This is a genomic window from Oceanimonas pelagia (genome assembly GCF_030849025.1).
GTDB classification, from domain to species: Bacteria; Pseudomonadota; Gammaproteobacteria; order Enterobacterales; family Aeromonadaceae; genus Oceanimonas; species Oceanimonas pelagia.
Window position 1 is genome coordinate 2725001 of sequence record NZ_CP118224.1, and the last position, 19238, is coordinate 2744238.

The 19238-nt window shown below is 61.2% G+C and carries 18 protein-coding genes (1 of these 18 cut by a window edge); 2 read left to right on the top strand and 16 right to left on the bottom strand.

The window, feature by feature from the left end:
- The 3 genes from clpB to rluD form a co-directional block, all read right to left on the bottom strand.
- Positions 1-2481: the 5' portion of an ATP-dependent chaperone ClpB gene (gene clpB, locus PU634_RS13020; RefSeq protein ID WP_306761222.1), read on the bottom strand. Its footprint begins 93 nt before the window's first position; 2481 of the gene's 2574 nt are visible here — the first part of the coding sequence; it begins with the start codon at positions 2479-2481; its stop codon lies beyond the left edge, outside the window.
- Positions 2482-2586: 105 nt separating this feature from the next.
- Complete coding sequence (yfiH, locus tag PU634_RS13025; protein ID WP_306761223.1) at positions 2587-3312, bottom strand: purine nucleoside phosphorylase YfiH; 726 nt, start codon at positions 3310-3312, stop codon at positions 2587-2589.
- The gene (gene rluD / locus PU634_RS13030) at positions 3303-4283 is read right to left on the bottom strand and encodes a 23S rRNA pseudouridine(1911/1915/1917) synthase RluD (protein WP_306761224.1); all 981 of its coding nucleotides are present in this window, start codon (positions 4281-4283) and stop codon (positions 3303-3305) included. Before rluD ends, yfiH begins: the two co-directional genes overlap by 10 nt.
- A 102-nt stretch (positions 4284-4385) precedes the next feature.
- Here rluD and PU634_RS13035 point away from each other — a divergent pair, with 102 nt between their 5' ends.
- Positions 4386-5132 (top strand): outer membrane protein assembly factor BamD, encoded by a 747-nt coding sequence (locus tag PU634_RS13035; protein ID WP_306761225.1) that lies wholly within the window; start codon positions 4386-4388, stop codon positions 5130-5132.
- A gap of 179 nt (positions 5133-5311) precedes the next feature.
- On the opposite strand, the gene PU634_RS13040 is transcribed toward PU634_RS13035, so the two are convergent.
- From PU634_RS13040 to PU634_RS13055, 4 genes are read right to left on the bottom strand one after another with little or no spacing between them, the layout of a single operon-like run.
- Positions 5312-6055: a helical backbone metal receptor gene (locus tag PU634_RS13040; RefSeq protein ID WP_306761226.1), complete on the bottom strand. Its 744-nt coding sequence runs from the start codon at positions 6053-6055 to the stop codon at positions 5312-5314.
- Positions 6052-7653: a glutamate--cysteine ligase gene (gshA, locus tag PU634_RS13045; RefSeq protein WP_306761227.1), complete on the bottom strand. Its 1602-nt coding sequence runs from the start codon at positions 7651-7653 to the stop codon at positions 6052-6054. Before gshA ends, PU634_RS13040 begins: the two co-directional genes overlap by 4 nt.
- A 55-nt stretch (positions 7654-7708) precedes the next feature.
- A complete protein-coding gene (locus PU634_RS13050) occupies positions 7709-10513 on the bottom strand; it encodes a M16 family metallopeptidase (RefSeq protein ID WP_306761228.1) in 2805 nt (934 codons plus the stop codon).
- A gap of 30 nt (positions 10514-10543) precedes the next feature.
- Positions 10544-11476: an NADP-dependent oxidoreductase gene (locus tag PU634_RS13055; protein ID WP_306761229.1), complete on the bottom strand. Its 933-nt coding sequence runs from the start codon at positions 11474-11476 to the stop codon at positions 10544-10546.
- A gap of 162 nt (positions 11477-11638) precedes the next feature.
- Here PU634_RS13055 and PU634_RS13060 point away from each other — a divergent pair, with 162 nt between their 5' ends.
- Entirely contained in the window at positions 11639-11806 is a 168-nt protein-coding gene (locus PU634_RS13060) for a hypothetical protein (protein WP_306761230.1), read from the top strand.
- Between the two features lie 52 nt (positions 11807-11858).
- Here PU634_RS13060 and PU634_RS13065 read toward each other — a convergent pair whose 3' ends face one another.
- The 9 genes from PU634_RS13065 to glnB all read right to left on the bottom strand — a co-directional run bounded on the left by PU634_RS13065 (position 11859) and on the right by glnB (position 19238).
- Positions 11859-12596 (bottom strand): ferredoxin--NADP reductase, encoded by a 738-nt coding sequence (locus PU634_RS13065; protein WP_306761231.1) that lies wholly within the window; start codon positions 12594-12596, stop codon positions 11859-11861.
- A 96-nt stretch (positions 12597-12692) separates the two neighbouring features.
- Entirely contained in the window at positions 12693-13142 is a 450-nt protein-coding gene (rplI, locus tag PU634_RS13070) for a 50S ribosomal protein L9 (RefSeq protein WP_306761232.1), read from the bottom strand.
- 40 nt (positions 13143-13182) lie between these two features.
- Entirely contained in the window at positions 13183-13410 is a 228-nt protein-coding gene (rpsR, locus tag PU634_RS13075; RefSeq protein WP_014291460.1) for a 30S ribosomal protein S18, read from the bottom strand.
- A 27-nt stretch (positions 13411-13437) separates the two neighbouring features.
- Positions 13438-13809, bottom strand: coding sequence for a 30S ribosomal protein S6 (gene rpsF, locus PU634_RS13080; protein ID WP_106454056.1), 372 nt, complete (start codon positions 13807-13809; stop codon positions 13438-13440).
- A 217-nt stretch (positions 13810-14026) separates the two neighbouring features.
- Positions 14027-14890 carry a DMT family transporter gene (locus PU634_RS13085; protein ID WP_306761233.1) on the bottom strand — a complete coding sequence of 288 codons (864 nt, stop codon included), beginning with the start codon at positions 14888-14890 and terminating at the stop codon, positions 14027-14029.
- A gap of 94 nt (positions 14891-14984) precedes the next feature.
- Entirely contained in the window at positions 14985-15719 is a 735-nt protein-coding gene (rlmB, locus tag PU634_RS13090; RefSeq protein WP_306761234.1) for a 23S rRNA (guanosine(2251)-2'-O)-methyltransferase RlmB, read from the bottom strand.
- A gap of 95 nt (positions 15720-15814) precedes the next feature.
- Entirely contained in the window at positions 15815-18151 is a 2337-nt protein-coding gene (rnr, locus tag PU634_RS13095) for a ribonuclease R (protein WP_306761235.1), read from the bottom strand.
- 116 nt (positions 18152-18267) lie between these two features.
- A complete protein-coding gene (gene luxS, locus PU634_RS13100; RefSeq protein ID WP_306761236.1) occupies positions 18268-18777 on the bottom strand; it encodes an S-ribosylhomocysteine lyase in 510 nt (169 codons plus the stop codon).
- Between the two features lie 122 nt (positions 18778-18899).
- Complete coding sequence (gene glnB / locus PU634_RS13105; protein WP_014291454.1) at positions 18900-19238, bottom strand: nitrogen regulatory protein P-II; 339 nt, start codon at positions 19236-19238, stop codon at positions 18900-18902.

The window sequence follows — 19238 nt, forward strand, 5'->3', positions numbered from 1 at the left end:
ATCTTCCACCTTCTGCTGAATGGCCCGCTTAAGCGGCCTTGCACCAAACAGTGGGTCGAAGCCGGCCGAAGCCAGTTTCTCCAGCAAGGCATCGCTGATGGACACCCGATAATCCATGCTTTCGAGGCGTTCCACCAGACCCTGCAACTGAATGCGGGCAATGGCCTTGATCTGCTCCTCGGCCAGCGGATGGAACACCACGATTTCGTCGATACGGTTGATGAACTCGGGCCGGAACTGATGCCCCAGTACCTCCATCAGCATGGCCTTCATCTGATCGTAATCCTTGGACGCGCTGTGCTCCTGGATCAAGTCCGAGCCGATGTTGGAAGTCATGATCACCACGGTATTGCGAAAGTCCACGGTACGGCCCTGACCGTCGGTAAGGCGACCGTCATCCAGTACCTGCAACAGAATGTTGAACACATCCGGATGGGCCTTTTCCACCTCGTCCAGCAGGATCACCGAGTAGGGCTTGCGCCGTACCGCCTCGGTCAGGTAGCCACCTTCCTCATAGCCCACATAACCGGGAGGCGCGCCCACCAGCCGGGACACCGAGTGCTTCTCCATAAACTCCGACATGTCGATGCGCACCATGGCATCGCGGCTGTCGAACAAAAAGTCGGCCAGCGCCTTGCACAGCTCGGTCTTGCCCACCCCGGTCGGGCCCATGAACAAGAAGGAGCCTACCGGCCGGTTGGGATCCGACAGACCGGCCCGGCTGCGGCGAATGGCATTGGCCACGGCGTCCACCGCCTCGTTCTGGCCAACCACCTGCTCGTGCAGGCTGTCTTCCATACGCAGCAGCTTTTCCTTTTCTCCTTCCAGCATTTTGGCCACGGGTATGCCGGTCCAGCGTGACAGCACATCGGCAATCTCTTCGTCGGTCACCCGGTTCTTCAGCAGGTGCTGCTCCTGCATCTCGGCCTGGGCGGCCAGATCCAGCTGCTTTTCCAGCTCGGGAATACGGCCATACTGCAGCTCGGACATGCGCGCCAGATCGCTGGCCCGGCGGGCCACTTCCAGCTCCTGCCGCACCTGCTCCAGCTCCGCCTTGATATGCTGGGTGCCGGCCAGGGCCGCTTTTTCGGAGGTCCACACCTCTTCCAGCTCGGCGTATTCCTTTTCCTTCTCGGCCAGCTCGTCGCGGATGAGCTGCAGGCGCTTACGGCTGCCTTCGTCGTCTTCCTTGAGCAGCGCCTGCTCTTCCAGCTTGAGCTGAATGATACGCCGGTCCAGCCGGTCGAGCGGCTCGGGCTTGGAGTCGATTTGCAGGCGAATGCTGGAGGCGGCCTCGTCGATCAGGTCAATGGCCTTGTCGGGCAGCTGACGATCGGCGATGTAACGATGAGACAGAGTCGCCGCCGCGACGATGGCCGGATCCGTGATCTGCACATGGTGGTGCAACTCATAACGCTCCTTCAGACCACGCAGAATGGCGATGGTGTCCTCCACCGAGGGCTCGTCGATCAGCACCTTCTGAAAACGCCGCTCCAGGGCCGCGTCCTTTTCCACGTACTGGCGGTATTCATCCAGGGTGGTGGCCCCCACGCAGTGCAGCTCGCCCCGGGCCAGGGCCGGCTTGAGCATGTTGCCGGCATCCATGGCCCCCTCGCCCTTGCCCGCCCCCACCATGGTGTGCAGCTCGTCGATAAAGAGGATAACCCGGCCCTCTTCCTTGGCCAGCTCGTTGAGCAGCGCCTTGAGTCGCTCCTCGAACTCGCCGCGGTATTTGGCGCCGGCCACCAGGGCCCCCATGTCCAGTGACAGCACCCGCTTGTTCTTGAGTCCTTCCGGCACCTCACCATTGATAATGCGCTGGGCCAGGCCTTCGGCAATGGCGGTTTTACCCACACCGGGCTCGCCGATCAGCACCGGGTTGTTCTTGGTACGCCGCTGCAGCACCTGAATGGTACGGCGGATTTCGTCATCCCGGCCAATCACCGGGTCCAGCTTGCCCTGCTCGGCCCGCTCGGTAAGATCGATGGTATATTTCTCCAGTGCCTGACGGTTTTCCTCGGCGTTGGGATCGTCCACCTTCTGGCCGCCGCGAATGTCGTCAATGGCCTTGGTGAGCTTGTCCTTGGTCAGCCCCACCCGCCTGAGCAGCTCGCCCAGCTCACCCTTGTCATCAAGGGAAGCGAGCAAAAACAGCTCGGACGAGATGTAAGCATCCTTGCGCTGCTGGGCCAGCTTGTCGCACTGGTTAAGCAGCCGCCCCAGCACCGGCGATACCTGCACGTCCATGTCGCCGCCGCTGACCCTGGGCAGGCGGTCGAGGGACTTGTCGAGTTCCACCCGCAGGGCATTGCCGTCCACCCCGGCGGTGGTGAGCAGAGGCCGGACGGTGCCGCCTTCCTGGTTGAGCATGGCCACCAGCAGGTGGGCCGGCTCTATGTAGGCATGATCCCGCCCCAGCGCCATTGACTGGGCGTCTTGCAGGGCGAGCTGGAATTTACTGGTAAGACGATCAAGACGCATCAGAACTCTCCTTGAAACGCCCGCCGGGCGGGCATGCAAGCTTAAATACTGATACTAAGAATGGGGCCTTGTGGGCGATTTTCAACCGGGGCTTATCGGATTTTACTAATCCAGCCAGATCAGCGAGGCCATTCGCCCGGTCTGGCCGTCGCGCCGGTAGGAGAAAAACCGCCCGGGCTCCGACAGGGTGCAATACTCGCCCCCATAGATATGATGCACCCCGGCCGCCGCCAGCCGCAGCCGGGCCAGATGGTAAATATCCGCCAGCCATTTATCGCCCTGAGGCTCAAAGGCTTCCTCGGCGAGCCCGGAATGTCCAATAAAAGCCTCACGTACCTCGCCGCCCACCTCAAAGGCTTTCGGGCCGATGGCCGGCCCCAGCCAGGCCAGCACCGTTTCGGGATCCACCTTCATTTCCAGCAGGGTGGCTTCCAGCACGCCGGCAGCAAGCCCGCGCCAGCCGGCATGAGCCGCCGCCACCACGGTGCCGGCCTCATCACAGAACAGCACCGGCAGACAGTCGGCGGTCATCACCGCACACACCTGTCCCGGAGTGCGGCTGACCACGGCATCGGCGGTGAGGTTGTCATTTTCCGCCGGCAGGGTAAGCACACGAATGCCATGCACCTGTTCCAGCCAGACCGGCTCGGAAGGCAGATTCAGGCAGGCCGCCAGCCGTTCACGGTTGGTGCGCACCGAGGTGACATGATCCCCCACATGGGTACCCAGGTTCAGGCTGTGCCAAGGCGCCTCACTCACGCCACCGGTGCGGGTACTCTGGGCGGCACAGACATGGGCCGGTGCCGGCCAGTCGGGAAGGATCAGATCCATACCAGATCATCCGGGTGAGCCTGAGTGTCGGCGCGCAGTACTTCCACCAGATCCACCATGTCCTGAGGAATGGGCGCATGCCACTCCATCGTCTCGCCGGTGATGGGGTGCTCCAAGCGCAGCATCACGGCATGCAGAGCCTGGCGCTTGAAACCACGCAAAAACTCCAGCAACTCGGGTTCGGCGGCGCGGGGCGGCTTGAGCCGGCCACCGTAAACCGGATCACCCACCAGCGGATGCTTGAGATGCGCCATGTGCACGCGAATTTGATGAGTACGGCCGGTTTCCAGTCGCAGCCGCAGCCGGGTATGGGCGCGGAACTTCTCCATCACCCGATAGTGCGTGACTGCCGGCTTGCCGGTAGGTGTCACCGCCATCTGAATACGCTGAGTGGGGTGGCGGCCGATGTTGGCCTCTACGGTACCACCGGCGGTCATATGGCCAATGGCCACCGCCTCGTATTCCCGGGTAATGTGACGCGCCTGCAGGGCACTAACCAGATGGGTCTGGGCCGGCACTGTCTTGGCCACCACCATCAGTCCGGTGGTGTCTTTGTCGAGCCGGTGCACAATGCCGGCCCGGGGCACTTCAGCAATGGCCGGGCAATGGTGCAACAGGGCATTGAGCAGGGTGCCGTCGGGCGTACCGGCCCCCGGATGCACCACCAGGCCGGCGGGTTTGTTGATCACCAGAATGTCGTCGTCTTCGTAGACGATATTGAGGTCAATGGCCTGAGGCTCGAACCGGACCTCGTCTTCCAGCTCGGCGGTTACCACCACGCGCTGGCCGGGCAGCACTTTTTCCCGGGGCTTGCTGACCACGGCGCCGTCCAGCTGCACCTGCTCCTGCTGAATCCAGGTTTTGATGCGTGAACGGGAGTAATCGGGGAACATTTCCGCCAACGCCTGGTCCAGACGTTGACCGTATTGATGATCGGCGACCACGCCGTTCAGTTCGATATGCTGGCTCATGAAGACCACTGGTTACCAAATGATATTTAATTGGTTATTCTAGCGGTTCTTGACGCTGAGCTTAATCAGTTTCCGAATTTTGCAATCACAATGGACTTTTCAATGGCGAAACAACGAAGCCTCTGGCTCACCCTGACACTGACCCTGGCGCTGGCCGCCACCGGCTGCTCCAGCACCGGCAAGAATGAAGTTCCGGACGAAGCGCCGGAAGTGCTGTACCAGGATGCCCAGGAACGCCTGCAGGCCGGAAACTACATTCGCGCCGCCGAACTGCTGGAAGCCATGGATGCCCGCTACCCGTTCGGCGCCTACTCCAATCAGGTGCAGCTCGACCTGATTTACGCCTACTACAAGCAGGACGATACCGTGCGGGCGCTAGCCAACATCGACCGTTTTATTCGCCTGAACCCCAACCACCCGGCCATTGACTATGCCCGTTACATGCGCGGTCTCACCAATATGTCGGCGGACTACAACTTCTTTCAGGACCTGTTCAACGTGGACCGGGCCGACCGGGACCCGAGCTATGCCCGCCAGGCCTTCGCCGATTTTCGCCAGCTGCTGCGCCAGCACCCCGACAGCGTGTATGCCGCCGACGCCAGGGCCCGCATGATCAGCCTGAAAAACCGCCTGGCCCGTTATGATCTGGCGGTGGCCAATTATTACGTCAAGCGCAAGGCCTGGCTGGCCGCCGCCAACCGTGCCAAGTTTGTGGTGGAGTCCTACCCCGACACCGAGCAGCTCAAACCCGCCCTGCGCATTATGCAGCAGGCCTATGATCAGCTCGGCCTCACCGGCATGGCCAACCACGCCGAAGCCGTGCTCAGGGCCAACTATCCGGCAGGCTGATCTTTCTTTCCGGCTGAACGCAAAAAACCCGCATCTGCGGGTTTTTTATCTGTTTTCGGCCCTGTTGTAGCTGCCACTTTAGTCGGCAAAGCCTGCGCAACAGGCCTTGAAAACCACGAAACCTTCAGGTTTGCGCCAGCTAAAGCGGCGCCTACATCCAACTATCAGTCCAACCGTTATCAATGTTTTAACGACTCCAGAAACCGCAGGCTGCGGATGCCGTACCAGCACAGGGGTTCACCGTCGATAAGCAGGGCGTCCAGTTGCAGTTCGCTCTTTACCCTGGCCAGTTTACCGGCAAAGGGGTAGGGCTCGCTGGCGCAGAGCAACACGGGGTTGTGCTGCCGCAGCCAGGCTTCATGTACCTCGGGGTAACGCTCCCCCGGGGTAATCAGCGTGCGCCCAAGATGGGCAAACAGGGAATAAATAAAGGTATCCGTGCCCACCGTCATGTACGGCTTGCGCCAGATCAGATACACCCAGGGGCGACCTTCACTCAGCACCGCAGGTTCACTGGCATCGGCATCGGGAAGCAAGGGCAGAGCCTGTACGGAACAGCCAACGGGCGCGGCCAGCACCGCCCGGTAACGCTCCGCCAGCTGCCACAGCGCGCCACAGTCCAGCGCCTGTGCCAGCTGTTCCAGTGCCGCCGGCATGGCCTGCACCGAAATCACATGGGTCGCCACCCAAGGGTAAGGACAGCTCTCGGCCATGGCCCGTGTGTTTTCTTCCCGGTCGAACACCACCAGATCCGGCGCCAGCGCCGATACTTTCTTCCAGTCCACGTCCTTGGTGCCGCCCACTACCGGTATTGCACCTGTCTTGTCGACAGGGTGCACACAGTAGCGGGTGCGCCCCACCACCTCCACACCACATTCAAGCAGGGTTTCGGTCCAGGACGGCACCAGACACACCACTCTCATGCCGCGCCGTTCTCAGGCTGGTCAAAGTAGGCGGCAAGAAAGTCATCAAAGCTGACGATGTCCGACTCTTCCAGCTTGCGCTGACGGGCCTGAGAACGGACACCTTCTTCATCGAAATAGTTGTCGTCCCAGTAACGGGGCCTGATCTGCTGGAAATGTTCGCTGTAGCATCCGGACAACGCCAGCCCGAATGGCAGAATGTCGGTATTGCGCTGCTTAAGTTCACGCAGTACCTGGGCCGACAGGGTCAGCTCTGGATCACGCATGGCCGCCAGCTGCTGCTCGTGAGCCTTGCGGTAACAGCCCCGGCCACAGCAGGCATCGAGCAGGCTGGCCACATTGGCCAGCTCGGCAAAATACCGCTCGCCGAGGGCGGCAAGGGTGATGGACTCGCCCCCAAACTGCTCCAGCACCAGCCCGGGCTTGCGCCCTTCCAGCACCACCCGGGTGAAGTTGCGCCGGTTCAGGGCGATTTCCTCCTCGCCCAGCGGTGCCGAGGGCGTGAGCAGGCACCACAGCAGGAAGGTATCGAGAAAACGGATCTGACCGGCGTCGATACCCACCGGCGAGAAAGGGTTCACATCCACCGAACGCACTTCAATGTATTCCACCCCCCGGGCCTCCAGCGCTTCGGTGGGCTTTTCGCCGCTCTCGGCGGTGCGCTTGGGGCGAATGGGCGCATACAGCTCGTTCTCGATCTGCAGCACGTTGTCGTTGAGCTGACGGTATTCCCCGTCCACTTTGACGCCAATGCGGGCAAACTCGGGGGCATGGGTACCAATGGCCCGGCGCAGGCTGGCCACGTATTCATCCAGGCTGTTGAGGGAGATATTGAGGCCGGCCTGGGCGCTGTTGGTGTAGCCCAGATCCGACAGCCGCAGCGAGGTGGCATAGGGCAGGTAGAGGGTCCCCCTGCCCAGCCGCTCAAAGGGCAACTGGTGCTCCCGGCCCTGCAAAAAGGAGCCGCACAGGGCGGGCGAGGCGCCAAACAGGTAAGGGATCAGCCAGCCAAAACGGTAAAAGTTGCGGATCAGCCCCAGGTAAGCATCGGAGACAAAATCCTGCAGGTAACGGCCGTTGCCTTCCAGCTCGTGCCACTCCACCCAGAAACTGTCGGGCATGGAGAAATTGAAATGCACCCCCGAGATCACCTGCATGTTGCTGCCATAGCGGTGATGCAGTCCCTGGCGATACAGGGTTTTCATGCGGCCCACGTTGGAACGACCATATTGCGCCAGCGGAATATGCTCATTTTCCTTGAGCAGGCAGGGCATGCTCAGGGGCCAGAGCTGCTCGCCATCCAGGTGGCGCACCGTGTATCGGTGAATATCGCTGAGCTGGGCCAGCAGGGTTTCCACCGAGTCGGACACCGGCGTGATGAACTCCATCAGGGATTCGGAAAAGTCGGTGGTAATATGGGCGTGGCTCAGGGCCGAGCCCAATACCCCAGGATGCGGGGTTTGCGCCAGCTTGCCGTCGGGCGTAATGCGCAGGCTCTCGCGCTCTATGCCGCGGCGAATGCCCTTGATGGCCGGCAGTCTGGATACCGCACGAAAGGCGTCAAGCCGCCGCGCCAGGCTAGATGAGGTGTTGGTCATTGTCGTTCGCTCTGTAGCGCGGCGCCTCCAGGACGCCGCGGGAGGCCGGGCCTCGTCACTCAATGGTCAAATCGTGCATGGGAAGATTGAGTTGCGCCAGCGATTTTTCAAGTTTTGTCTTGTCGCCGGCCACCACAATGACCATTTTTTCGGGGTCAAGCCACTTTTTGGCCTGTCCGGTCAGGGTGGCGGCATCCACCTCGGCCACGATTTGCTGCTGTTGCGACAGGTAATCGGGCGACAGCTCCAGCATCGCCAGATTGAGCAGAAAACCGGCTTTTTTACCCAGGGTTTCATAGCTGAGGGCATCCTGCTGGGAGTAACTGCTCTTGAGATAGGCCAGTTCGTCGGCGGTGGGGCCATCGGCGGCAAAACGGTTCATTTCCTGCAAAATTTCGCCAATGGCCTCGGCGGTGGCGTCACCGCGCACGTCACCGGAAACCACAAACACCCCCGCATCGCGATTGCCGCTGAAGTAGGAATAGGCGCCATAGGTATAGCCCTTGTCTTCCCGCAGGTTCTGGTTGATGCGGCTATTGAAGTTGCCCCCCAGGTTGTAATTCATCAGCTGGCCGTAAAAATAGGGCCCGGTGGCGTCCACCGGCAGGGCCCGGCGGCCCACCCGCAGCACCGACTGCACCGCGCCGGGCATGTCGATCACATAAATGCCGGGCTCAGCGGGCTGCTCGGGCACGGTCACCGCCGGCAGTGTCGCGGCCTGCCCCTGCCAGTCGGCAAGAAAGGCAAAGTCCTGTTTAGCCTGCTCGGGGCTGAGATCACCGGCAATGATCACATGGCCGTTTTTGGGGTTGTAATAGCGCTGGTAAAAATCCTGCACCTGCGCCAGGGTGAAGTCCTCTACATGTTCGGGCAGGCCATCATCGGGCAGCCCCAGCCGGCTGTTGCCATACATCAGCTCATTAAAGCCCTGACGCGCCAGCCAGGATGGCTGGTTACGGCTCTGCGCCATGGACTCCAGCAACCGTGACTTGACCTTGTCCAGATCCTCCTGGCGCAGGCCTGGGTGAAACAACAATTCCTCCACCAGCGCTAGGGTCTGGGGCAGGGTTTCGGTGAGGCTGGTGACCTCAATCAGGTTGGTATAAAAACCATGGCGCACATTGATGCTGGCCCCCAAACGCTGCAGCGCCTCACTGAAATCGCCGTTGCTGAGCCGCTCGGTGCCCTGGTTCATCATGGCGGCGGTGAGCGCGGCCAAGCCGGCTTCGCCCTCGGCTTCGGCACGCTGGCCACCGGGCAGGGCCAGGATCACCGACACCGCGGGAATTTCGCTGTTCACCGTGCCCAGCAACCGAATGTTATCGCCAATGGTTTCCTGCCACAGGGGCGGCACCGTAATGGCCACCGGCTTGCCGGCCTCTGGCATTCGGCTTCGGTCAAAGTCATCCTGCACCGTTCGCAGGGGCAGCTCGTCGATATGCTGCCACTCGGGCAGGTTGCGCTCGGCCGTCACATAATCGGGCTCGGCCGCCTGCCACTCGATTTTGCCCTTGGGCACCACGCTCAGCACCGCATGGGGCTTGTTCTTAAGATAACGCTCATAGGCGGCACTCACTTCGTCGGGCGAAGTGCCGGCCAGTTGCCGCCAGGCGTTGATGGCATACAGGGGATCGCCCTTCAGCACCTGCCCCAGCGACAGCTGCCGGGCCTTGCCCTGGGCGCTGTCGAGGCCAAGAATAAGGTCGGCACGCAGTTCGGTGACCGCCTTGGACACGTCCTCGGCCCGAATACCGCGCTCCACCACGCTGTTGATAATGCGTTCCACGTCTTCCTTGAGCGGGGTCAAATCACCGTTTTGCGAAGGGTTGGCATAGGCCCAGATACTGAAGGTGCAGGCCAGCTCGGAGCAATAGTGTCCGGCACCGGCGCTGACCGCCTTGCCGGTTTCCACCAGCTCCTGATAGAGCAACGAGCTCTTGCCGCCGCCCAGCACATTGGCGAGCACGTCGAGGGCGGCTTCATCCTGCTGGCCCAGCCAGACAGTGGGATAGGACACATACAGCATGGGCATGCGAATGCGCGGGTCTTCCAGGGTCTGGTGGCGATTGCGCTCAAGCCTGGCCGGGGCCGGCTCGGCCCGTTTCACCTCGGGGCCGGCGGGAATGGGCCCGAAATATTTCTCCACCCATTCCAGGGTCTGCCCGGTGTCGAAGTCACCGGAAATCACCAGAGTGGCGTTATTGGGGCCGTACCAGCGCAGAAAGAAGGCCTTGAGATCGTTCACATCCACCCGATCCAGATCTTCCACATAGCCGATGGTGGGCCAGCTGTAGGGATGGTCGCGGGGGTAGAGCAGTTCGTCCATACGCTCCCCCACCAGGCCATAGGGCTGGTTGTCGATGCGCTGGGCCCGCTCGTTCTTCACGGTGTCGCGCTGGATCTCGAACTTGCGCTGGCTTACCGCTTCCAGCAAAAAGCCCATACGATCCGCCTCCAGCCAGAGCACCTTTTCCAGATGGTTGGCGGGCACGGTTTCAAAGTAATTGGTCCTGTCCTGATTGGTGGTGCCGTTCATGGTGCCGCCGGCCTCGTTGATCAGGCGAAAGTGCTGCTGATCCCCCACATGCTTTGAGCCCTGGAACATCATGTGCTCAAAAAAGTGGGCAAAGCCGGTCTGATCCGGCCTTTCACGGGCCGAGCCCACATGGTAGGTGACCTCCACATGCACCAGGGGATCGGACTTGTCGGGATTGAGCAGCACCGTCAGTCCGTTGTCGAGCCGGTATTTTTCATAGGGGATCACCAGCTCGTCCTGACCGGCTTCAACCTTTTCCACCAGAGTGGGGGCCGCCTGGGCGGCCAGGGGACACAACAACAGCAACAAAGACCAATACTTCATGAAGTTTCCTTATAACAGCAACAGCGCCGGTCAACCCCGCAACAGCACCTTGCCGCGGGTATGGCCGGTCTCAATCTGCCGGTGAGCCTCGGCCCCGTCGGCCAGGTCAAACACCCGGCTCACTTCCACCTTCAGCCGCCCTTCGGCTACCGCGTCGGCCAGCATGGCCAGGTGCTCGTGCTGATTTTCCTTGAGCATGCCGGTGGCACGAAGGCCCTTCTGTTCGGCGGCGGCGATCACCTGCGGTGCGGTAATGGTGGGCACGGTCACCACCCGGCCATTCGGTTTCACCTGAGACAAAAGCATCTCGCCGGAAGTTCCCCCTACCAGATCCAGCAGCAGATCCACCGGCGCAATGTCCTGAACGGCGGCCTTGTCGTGATAGTCCACCACTTCATCGGCCCCCAGCCCCTTGACAAAGTCGTGATTGGTGGCAGACGCCAGTGCCACCACGGTGGCACCCACATCCCTGGCCAGTTGCACCGCCAGGTGCCCTACCCCGCCGGCGGCGGCGGAGATCAGTACCCGCTCCCCCGGCTGCAGGCCACCGTGAGTGGTCAGCCCCTGCCAGGCGGTGGTGCCGGCCAGCGCCAGGCCCCCGGCCATGTCGTCGGCCACTTCATCGGGCAGGGGCATCAGGTCATCGCAATTGACCACCAGCTCTTCACCGTAAGCGCCACCGGCAACCAGGCCAAAGGCCCGATCACCGGGCAGAAAACGGCAAACTTCGGAGCCCACTTCCAGCACCTCACCCATCACCTCAAAGCCCGGCGACCAGGGCAGGCGATCCTTGATCGCCTCGGCCCCCCAGCCCAGGCCGGCGCGGGTCTTGGCATCGATGGGGTTGACCCCGGCGTAGCGCATTTTCAGCCGCACCTGATGGGAGGCCAGGGGCGGATGTTCGGCCTCCACCAGTTGCAGTTGCTCGGGACCACCAAAGGCGTTAATGACCAGTTGTTTCATGTTGGGCTCCTTATCCATATGAGGCTTATGTGGGCTGCACCATAGCATGGCTTTCATCCTGCCCGAAAGGCCGGTTGGCGCCCTGCCCCGCTCTTGCTACAGTGCAATGAAGCATAGACGACAACCTTTTGTCAGGACCGCCTACCCCAAGGAAGGATTGCCATGACCCGACTGTTTCTGCTGCCGCTGATCCCGGCCCTGCTGTGGTTTTTATTTCTGCAATACCACCGTATACCCATTAAAAAAGGCGCCAGGGGGTTTTACTGGATCATCGGCCTGGGCTGGGGACTGGCGGGCTTTCTCAGCCTGATGATGGTGCTGACACGATAATCCCGGGGATTGGGGATTAGCAGTCCCTATTCCCCAGTCCCAAATCCCTGCTTTACCAGTAATTCTCCATCAGGATCTGACCGGGTTTGCGGCGCAGGTGTTTCTGCAGCCCCTTGGCCTTGAGCTCGGTGATAGTGTCGTGCACCATTTGCGGGTTGCCACAGAGCATGATCCGGCTGTGTTCGGGGGTAAAGGCAAGGCCGGTTTTGTGCTCCAGGCGGCCATCGGCAATGGCGTGGGTAATGCGCCCCGTTTGCGCCTCATCTGCATCCTCACGAGACACAAAAGGGACATACTGAAACCGCCGGCGCCCCTCGGTGAGTTCGGCAATACGACGACGGTAACCCAGCTCGTCGGCATAGCGCACGCCGTGCACCAATATAATGTTCTCGAACTGTTCCCAGCAGCGGCCCTCGGCCAGTATGGACACAAAAGGCCCCACCCCGGTACCGGTGGCCATCAACCACAGGTCGCGCCCGGGCGGCACTTCGTTCAGGGTAAGAAAACCGGCGGCGGTGCGCTGCACCAGCAATTCGTCGCCCACCTTCAGCGAGGCCAGGTGGGGCGTGAGCTGCCCTTCGGGAATGGTGATCAGGTAAAACTCGGGATCCTGACCCGGAGCATTCACATAGGAGTAGGCCCGGGCCACTTTTTTGTCGTCGGTATGCAGAGCCAGCTTGGTAAACTGACCGGCGATGAAGGGCGCCACCTTGGCGTCCACCACCAGTGAAAACAGATTGTCGGACCAGGTTTTACGGGCCTTGACCCGCCCGGTGATCCAGTCTGCCATAGCGCACCCTCCTGCCAGTGTTTCTTCCACTTTAGCCGGAACGCGGGCAATAAAAAACCCGCGACCAGCGCGGGTTTTTTCAGGCAACCATCGGGCTTAGGCAGCAACGACCTGCAGCTTGACGGTGGCTTTCACGTCGGCGTGCAGCTGCACACCGATTTCGTACTCGCCTACGTTGCGCAGCACGCCGTCGTACAGACGAACTTCGCTCTTGGCCACTTCCACTCCGGCAGCGGTGATGGCGTCAGCCACGTCGCGGGCACCGATGGAGCCGAACAGCTTGCCTTCGTCACCGGACTTGGACTCGATAACAACGGGTTCCAGCGCGGACAGCTGGTCGGCGCGAGCCTGGGCAGCAGCCAGCTGCTCGGCCAGCTTGGCTTCCAGCTCGGCGCGGCGGGCTTCAAAAGCCGCTACGTTGTCTTTGGTAGCCAGAACGGCCTTGCCCTGGGGCAGCAGGTAGTTACGGGCATAACCGGACTTGACGGTTACCTGGTCACCCAGGCCGCCCAGCTTGGCGATTTTATCCAGCAGAATTACTTGCATGATTACCTTTCCTCTTTACAGGTACGAGTTAGGCCGCTGCTTACTTGTGCAGATCGGTGTAAGGCAGCAGGGCCAGGTAACGAGCGCGTTTGATCGCACGGGCCAGCTGGCGCTGATATTTGGCGCGGGTGCCGGTGATGCGGCTCGGTACGATTTTACCGGACTCGGTGATGTAGTTTTTCAGGGTAGCGATGTCTTTGTAATCGATCTCGGTAACACCGTCAGCGGTGAAACGGCAGAACTTACGACGACGGAAATAACGTGCCATGATTCTCTTCCTCTACTAAAACGTGAATTACTCGGCAGCGGCTTCGGCGCGAGCATCGTCGCGGCGCGGCTGGCGCTCTTCCTTGGCCTTGGCCATTTCGGAAGGCTCGGTGATGGCCTGCTTGGTGCGCATGATCATGTTGCGCAGCACGGCGTCGTTGTAGCGGAAGTTGGTTTCCAGCTCGTCGATCACAGCCTGGTCGGCTTCAACGTTCATCAGAACGTAGTGAGCCTTGTGCAGCTTGTTGATCGGGTAAGCCAGCTGACGGCGGCCCCAGTCTTCCAGACGGTGGATTTGACCACCGGAAGTGGTGATGGCGCCGGTGTAGCGCTCGATCATGCCGGGAACCTGTTCACTCTGGTCAGGGTGAACCATGAATACGATTTCGTAATGACGCATGGATTGCTCCTTACGGGTTATAGCCTCGGCGCGGGCTCAGTCACACCAGCGGAGGCAAGGAACTTGGGTTTTATGACTGATTTCAAGGCGGCGTAGTTTAAGGGATAACCAGCCAGGCGGCAAGGAATTAAATACGGGAATGGGGAATGGGGAATGGGGAATGGGGAATGGGGTGTTTTACCAATCCCTAATCCCAAGTCCCTATTCCCTGGTTTGGTCAGCGCAGTCGGCGCTGCAACCCGATGGCGGCGATCACGATAAGTGCCCCCAGGTAAACGTTCCAGTCGGGGAACTCGGCAAACAGCACCATGCCCATCAGGGTGACGAAAATCAGCCCCGAGTATTCGCTGGCGGCAATCTTGCTGGCATCGGCCATGGCGTAGGCCATGATGCAGATGCCCTGATAGATAATGCCCACCAGGGTGGCGCCCACCAGCAGCCACCATACCTCGCCGGGAATGGGCTGCCAGCCGGGCAATGCCAGCGCCAGGCTGGCGGGAATGGCCAGCATCTGGGTCATGAACAGGGTGGCCAGCACCGAGCGACCTCGGGGCAAGCGACGTACCAGCACATTGGTGGCCGCCATCGACAGTGCGGTCAGCAGCGCCACCCAGCCGGCCCAGTGCCATTCGGCCGGGTTCAGCACCACCAGAATGCCGCCAAAGCCGAGCAGGCTCACGCCGTAGGTGGCCGGGCGCACCGATTCCCGGTTGATCAGCGCCGCCAGTGGCAGGGTCAGCAGAGGGGCTGCGTAAAAGACCGCATTGGCGGTGGCCAGGGGCAGGTAAATCAAGCTGACAAATACACAAACGGAGCCCATCAGCAGCAGGTGACCGCGCAGAAAATGAATTTTCCACTGACCCCAGCCCCGGCGTTCCGGCGCCAGCCGCCACCAGAACGGCAGCAGCAACAGGGAAGTCAGGGTAAAGCGCAGAAACACATACTGGTAGGGGCTGATCTGACTCTGGCCCATGAGTTTGACCAGCACGTCGCCAAAGGAGATCATCAGGTTGCCGAGCACCAGCAGAAAAATCGCCAGCAGCTGACTGTCGGCCCGCATTCGGCCCACTAGCTGTTGCATGTCAATTCCATCACCCGATTAGCCCCGTCTTATTTCTTGTGAGGAGTGAGGGGTAAGGAGTGAGGCCTCTCCTCCCCCTCTCCCCTCACTACCATTACCCGCGCTGGCGCACCATTTCAAACAGACAGATGCCGGTGGCCACCGACACGTTCAGACTGGACACCGAGCCCGCCATGGGAATGCTCACCAGCTCGTCACAATGCTCCCGGGTAAGGCGGCGCATGCCCTTGCCCTCGGCGCCCATCACCAGCGCCAGCGGCCCGGTGAATTTGGCCTGATAGAGGCCGTGATCCGCCTCGCCGGCGGTGCCCACCACCCAGATGCCCTTGTCCTGCAGGGCGCGCAGGGTGCGCGACAGATTGGTCACCTGAAACAGCGGCACCACCTCGGCGGCACCGCAGGCCACCTTGCGCGCCACCGGGGTCAGGCCGGCGGACTTGTCGCGGGGCACGATCACGCCGTGCACACCGGCGGCGTCGGCGGTACGCAGACAGGCCCCCAGGTTGTGCGGGTCGGTCACGCCGTCCAGCACCAGCAGCAGCGGGGTGCCGGTGCGGGCCAGCAGGGCGTCCAGATCCGCCTCGTTCAGTGCCGGCAATGCCTTGATACGGGCCACCACACCCTGGTGCTGGGCACCACCGGCCTTGCCGTCCAGGGTCTGGCGGTTGGCCAGCTGGGCCCGCACGCCCACCTGCTGCAGGCGGGCCTGTACGTCCTGCAGGCGGGCGTCGTCCCGGCCCTTGAGCAGCCAGACTTCCAGAATGTTTTCGGGGTGGTTTTCCAGGGCGGCATTCAGGGCGTGAATGCCGAAAATCAGTTCACTACTCATTTGATTTCTCGGGGGATTAGGGATTAGGGACCAGGGATTAGGGATTAGGTGCTTTCACCAGTCCCTGCTCCCTAGTCCCCAGTCCCGGGTTTTAATCAGCGACGCTTGCGGGAGCGCGAACGGGAACGGGGTTTACCGCTCTTTTCGCCTTGTTCGGCCTTGTCGCCACCCTTGCCACCGGTGGGCTTGGCGCGCTTGCGCGACTTCAGATTTCTGGCGCCCTTGCCGGCATCCAAATCCCCCTTGGGAGCGTCTTCCACCAGCTCGAAGTCGATCTTGCGCTCGTCCAGGTTCACCGCCATTACCTTGACCTTGATTTTGTCACCCAGGCGGTAGCGGCGGCGGAAGTTTTCACCAATCAGCTGCTGGCGCGCCGGATCGAACTGGTAGTAGTCGTTCTGCAGGCTGGAGATATGCACCAGGCCGTCGATATGGAACTCGTCGAGGCGCACGAAGAAGCCAAAGCCGGTGACGTTGGCGATGGTGCCGCCAAATTCGCTGCCCACGTGATCCAGCATGTATTCACACTTGAGCCAGTCGGCCACGTCGCGGGTGGCGTCGTCGGCCCGGCGCTCGGTCATGGAGCAGTGTTCACCCATGGGCGCCACCTGCTCGTACTGGTAGGGCACACCGCCGGTCTTGCTGCGCTCACCGCCGTGCATTTTGGCCAGCTGGGCCTTGATGGCGCGGTGCAGCACCAGATCCGGATAGCGACGAATGGGCGAGGTAAAGTGGGCGTAGGACTTCAGCGCCAGGCCAAAGTGACCGGTGTTATCGGCCTGATAGACCGCCTGCTTCATGGAGCGCAGCAGCATGGTCTGAATCAGTTCGGCGTCGGGTCGGTCCTTGATCTGCTCGGCGAGCAGGGCGTAATCCGCCGGCTCCGGCTCCAGACCACCTTTCAGCTCCAGGCCCAGCTCGCCGAGGAAGCTGCGGAACCCGGTCAGCTTTTCCTCACCCGGCTTGTCGTGCACCCGGAACAGGGCGTGGGCTTCCTGCTTTTCAATAAAGCGGGCGGCGGCCACGTTGGCCATGATCATGCACTCTTCGATGATCTTGTGGGCGTCGTTGCGCACCAGCGGCACGATCCGCTCGATCTTGCGCTGGGGGTTGAACACGAACCGGGTTTCCTCGGTTTCAAACTCCACCGCACCGCGCTGATGACGGGCTTCCTTCATGGCCTGATACAGGCGGTTGAGCTCTTCCAGGTGCGGCACCAGGGGCGCGTAACGCTCACGCAGCACTTCATCCCCTTCCAGAATGGCCGCCACCTTGGTGTAGGTGAGGCGGGCGTGGGAGTTCATCACCGCTTCGTAAAACTTGAAGCCGGACAGCTTGCCGCTGGCGGACACTGTCATCTCCGCCACCATGCACAGACGGTCCACCTGGGGGTTGAGGGAGCACAGGCCGTTGGACAACACCTCGGGCAGCATGGGGATTACCTGCTCCGGGAAATACACGGAATTGCCGCGCTTGTAGGCTTCGGTATCCAGCGCCGAATTCGGGCGCACGTAATAGGACACGTCGGCGATGGCCACCCACAGGCGCCATCCGCCGGAGCGTTTGGGCTGACAGTACACCGCATCGTCAAAGTCGCGGGCGTCTTCACCGTCGATGGTGACCAGGGGCAGATCCCGCAGATCCTTGCGCCCCTGCTTGGCTTCTTCCGGCACTTCCTCGGTCAGCTTGGCGATTTGCTGCTTGACCTCTTCCGGCCAGACGTGGGGAATATCGTGAGTGCGCAGGGCGATCTGGATCTCCATGCCCGGGTCCATGGTCTCCCCCAGTACCTCAATCACCTTGCCGATACCGGTCATGCGCTTGGTGGGACGCTGGGTAATGGTGATCACCACCACCTGGCCCATGCGCGCGCCCATGGTCTCCCCCTGGGGAATGAGAATGTCCTGGGCAATGCGGCTGTCGTCGGGCACCACATAGCTGACGCCGTTTTCCACGAAGTAGCGGCCTACCACGTCCAGGTTGCGGGACTCCAGCACTCTGACCAGGCGGGCTTCACGCCGGCCGCGGGAGTCGAAGCGCAGCGGCTGCACCAGCACGTAGTCGCCGTGCATCACCGCGTCCATTTCGCGCTGAGCCAGGAACAGGTCGTCACCGCCGTCTTCCGGACGGACAAAGCCAAAACCTTCGCGGTGGCCGATGACCTGGCCCTTGATCAGGTTCAGCTTGTCGGGCAGGGCGTAACACTTGTTACGGGTAAACACCAGCTGACCGTCGCGCTCCATGGCGCGCAGCCGGCGGCGCAGGGCTTCTTCCTGCTCTTCGCCGGCGAGGTCCAGCTCGGCAAAGATCTCGTCCCGGGTGGCCGGGGTACCGCGCTGCTTGAGGTGCTCAAGAATAAACTCCCGGCTGGGAATGGGGTTATCGTATTTTTCGGCTTCCCGCTGCTGGAAAGGATCTTGCTGTTGTGACATATAAGGGTCCGTTTGAGCACTGTGATAAAGGGTTTATATCAACAGTGTAAGAATAACAAGTGACAACACGCTCAGGGTGACCGAGCGTGTTGAAGAATGAGGGAAGCCGCCGGGCATTACAGGGTTTTCAGCATTTCTTCCGGCAGGGCCAGGCTCTGGTTGCTGTTGATGCCGATGCCCCGCTCGAGAATATTGCGGGCGATGGCCTGGGCTTCATCCAGGGAGTGCATCACATAGGTGCCGCACTGATATTCGTTGAGTTCGGGGATCTGGGACTGATTTTCCACCTTGAGCACGTCTTCCATCGCCGCCTTCCAGGCCGCGGCCACCCGCCGCTCGTCGGGCGCGCCCACCAGGCTCATGTAAAAACCGGTGCGACACCCCATGGGGGAAATGTCGATGATCTCCACACCGTCGCCGTTGAGGTGATTGCGCATAAAGCCCGCAAACAGGTGCTCCAGGGTGTGAATGCCCTTTTCGGACAGGATTTCCTGGTTGGGCAGGCAGAAACGCAGGTCAAACACGGTAATGGTGTCGTTGTGGGGCGTGGCCATGGTCTTGGCAACCCGCACCGCCGGGGCTTCCATGCGGGTGTGATCTACGGTGAAACTGTCCAGCAGTGGCATGGGAATACTTCCTCAATTCAAATTCAATCAATCATTGTGGCAAAAAAAACGGGCAGTTAAAACAAGGGACTGGGGATTAGGGGCTGACACAAGCCTGCCCCCTGCTCCCTAATCCCCGCCGTTTACACCGCTTCTTCGTTCTGTTCGCCGGTACGAATGCGGATCACCTGGCCCACGTCGAGCACAAAAATCTTGCCGTCACCAATCTTGCCGGTGCGGGCCGTGGTTTCAATGGCCTCAATGCAGGCTTCCACCAGCTCGTCCTGCACCACCAGCTCCAGCTTGACCTTGGGCAGAAAGTCCACCATGTATTCGGCGCCGCGATACAGCTCGGTGTGGCCCTTCTGGCGACCAAACCCTTTTACTTCCGATACCGTCATACCGGTGATGCCGCGTTCGGCCAGGGCTTCGCGCACGTCGTCCAGCTTGAAGGGCTTGATAATGGCTTCAATTTTTTTCAT

What these genes read in the sequence shown, in the direction of transcription:
- yfiH (WP_306761223.1), bottom strand. Translation starts at nt 3,312, where the DNA reads ATGGATCTGATCCTTCCCGACTGGCCGGCACCGGCCCATGTCTGTGCC.
- rluD (WP_306761224.1), bottom strand. Translation starts at nt 4,283, where the DNA reads ATGAGCCAGCATATCGAACTGAACGGCGTGGTCGCCGATCATCAATAC.
- PU634_RS13035 (WP_306761225.1), top strand. Translation starts at nt 4,386, where the DNA reads ATGGCGAAACAACGAAGCCTCTGGCTCACCCTGACACTGACCCTGGCG.
- PU634_RS13040 (WP_306761226.1), bottom strand. Translation starts at nt 6,055, where the DNA reads ATGAGAGTGGTGTGTCTGGTGCCGTCCTGGACCGAAACCCTGCTTGAA.
- gshA (WP_306761227.1), bottom strand. Translation starts at nt 7,653, where the DNA reads ATGACCAACACCTCATCTAGCCTGGCGCGGCGGCTTGACGCCTTTCGT.
- PU634_RS13050 (WP_306761228.1), bottom strand. Translation starts at nt 10,513, where the DNA reads ATGAAGTATTGGTCTTTGTTGCTGTTGTTGTGTCCCCTGGCCGCCCAG.
- PU634_RS13055 (WP_306761229.1), bottom strand. Translation starts at nt 11,476, where the DNA reads ATGAAACAACTGGTCATTAACGCCTTTGGTGGTCCCGAGCAACTGCAA.
- PU634_RS13060 (WP_306761230.1), top strand. Translation starts at nt 11,639, where the DNA reads ATGACCCGACTGTTTCTGCTGCCGCTGATCCCGGCCCTGCTGTGGTTT.
- PU634_RS13065 (WP_306761231.1), bottom strand. Translation starts at nt 12,596, where the DNA reads ATGGCAGACTGGATCACCGGGCGGGTCAAGGCCCGTAAAACCTGGTCC.
- rplI (WP_306761232.1), bottom strand. Translation starts at nt 13,142, where the DNA reads ATGCAAGTAATTCTGCTGGATAAAATCGCCAAGCTGGGCGGCCTGGGT.
- rpsR (WP_014291460.1), bottom strand. Translation starts at nt 13,410, where the DNA reads ATGGCACGTTATTTCCGTCGTCGTAAGTTCTGCCGTTTCACCGCTGAC.
- rpsF (WP_106454056.1), bottom strand. Translation starts at nt 13,809, where the DNA reads ATGCGTCATTACGAAATCGTATTCATGGTTCACCCTGACCAGAGTGAA.
- PU634_RS13085 (WP_306761233.1), bottom strand. Translation starts at nt 14,890, where the DNA reads ATGCAACAGCTAGTGGGCCGAATGCGGGCCGACAGTCAGCTGCTGGCG.
- rlmB (WP_306761234.1), bottom strand. Translation starts at nt 15,719, where the DNA reads ATGAGTAGTGAACTGATTTTCGGCATTCACGCCCTGAATGCCGCCCTG.
- rnr (WP_306761235.1), bottom strand. Translation starts at nt 18,151, where the DNA reads ATGTCACAACAGCAAGATCCTTTCCAGCAGCGGGAAGCCGAAAAATAC.
- luxS (WP_306761236.1), bottom strand. Translation starts at nt 18,777, where the DNA reads ATGCCACTGCTGGACAGTTTCACCGTAGATCACACCCGCATGGAAGCC.
- glnB (WP_014291454.1), bottom strand. Translation starts at nt 19,238, where the DNA reads ATGAAAAAAATTGAAGCCATTATCAAGCCCTTCAAGCTGGACGACGTG.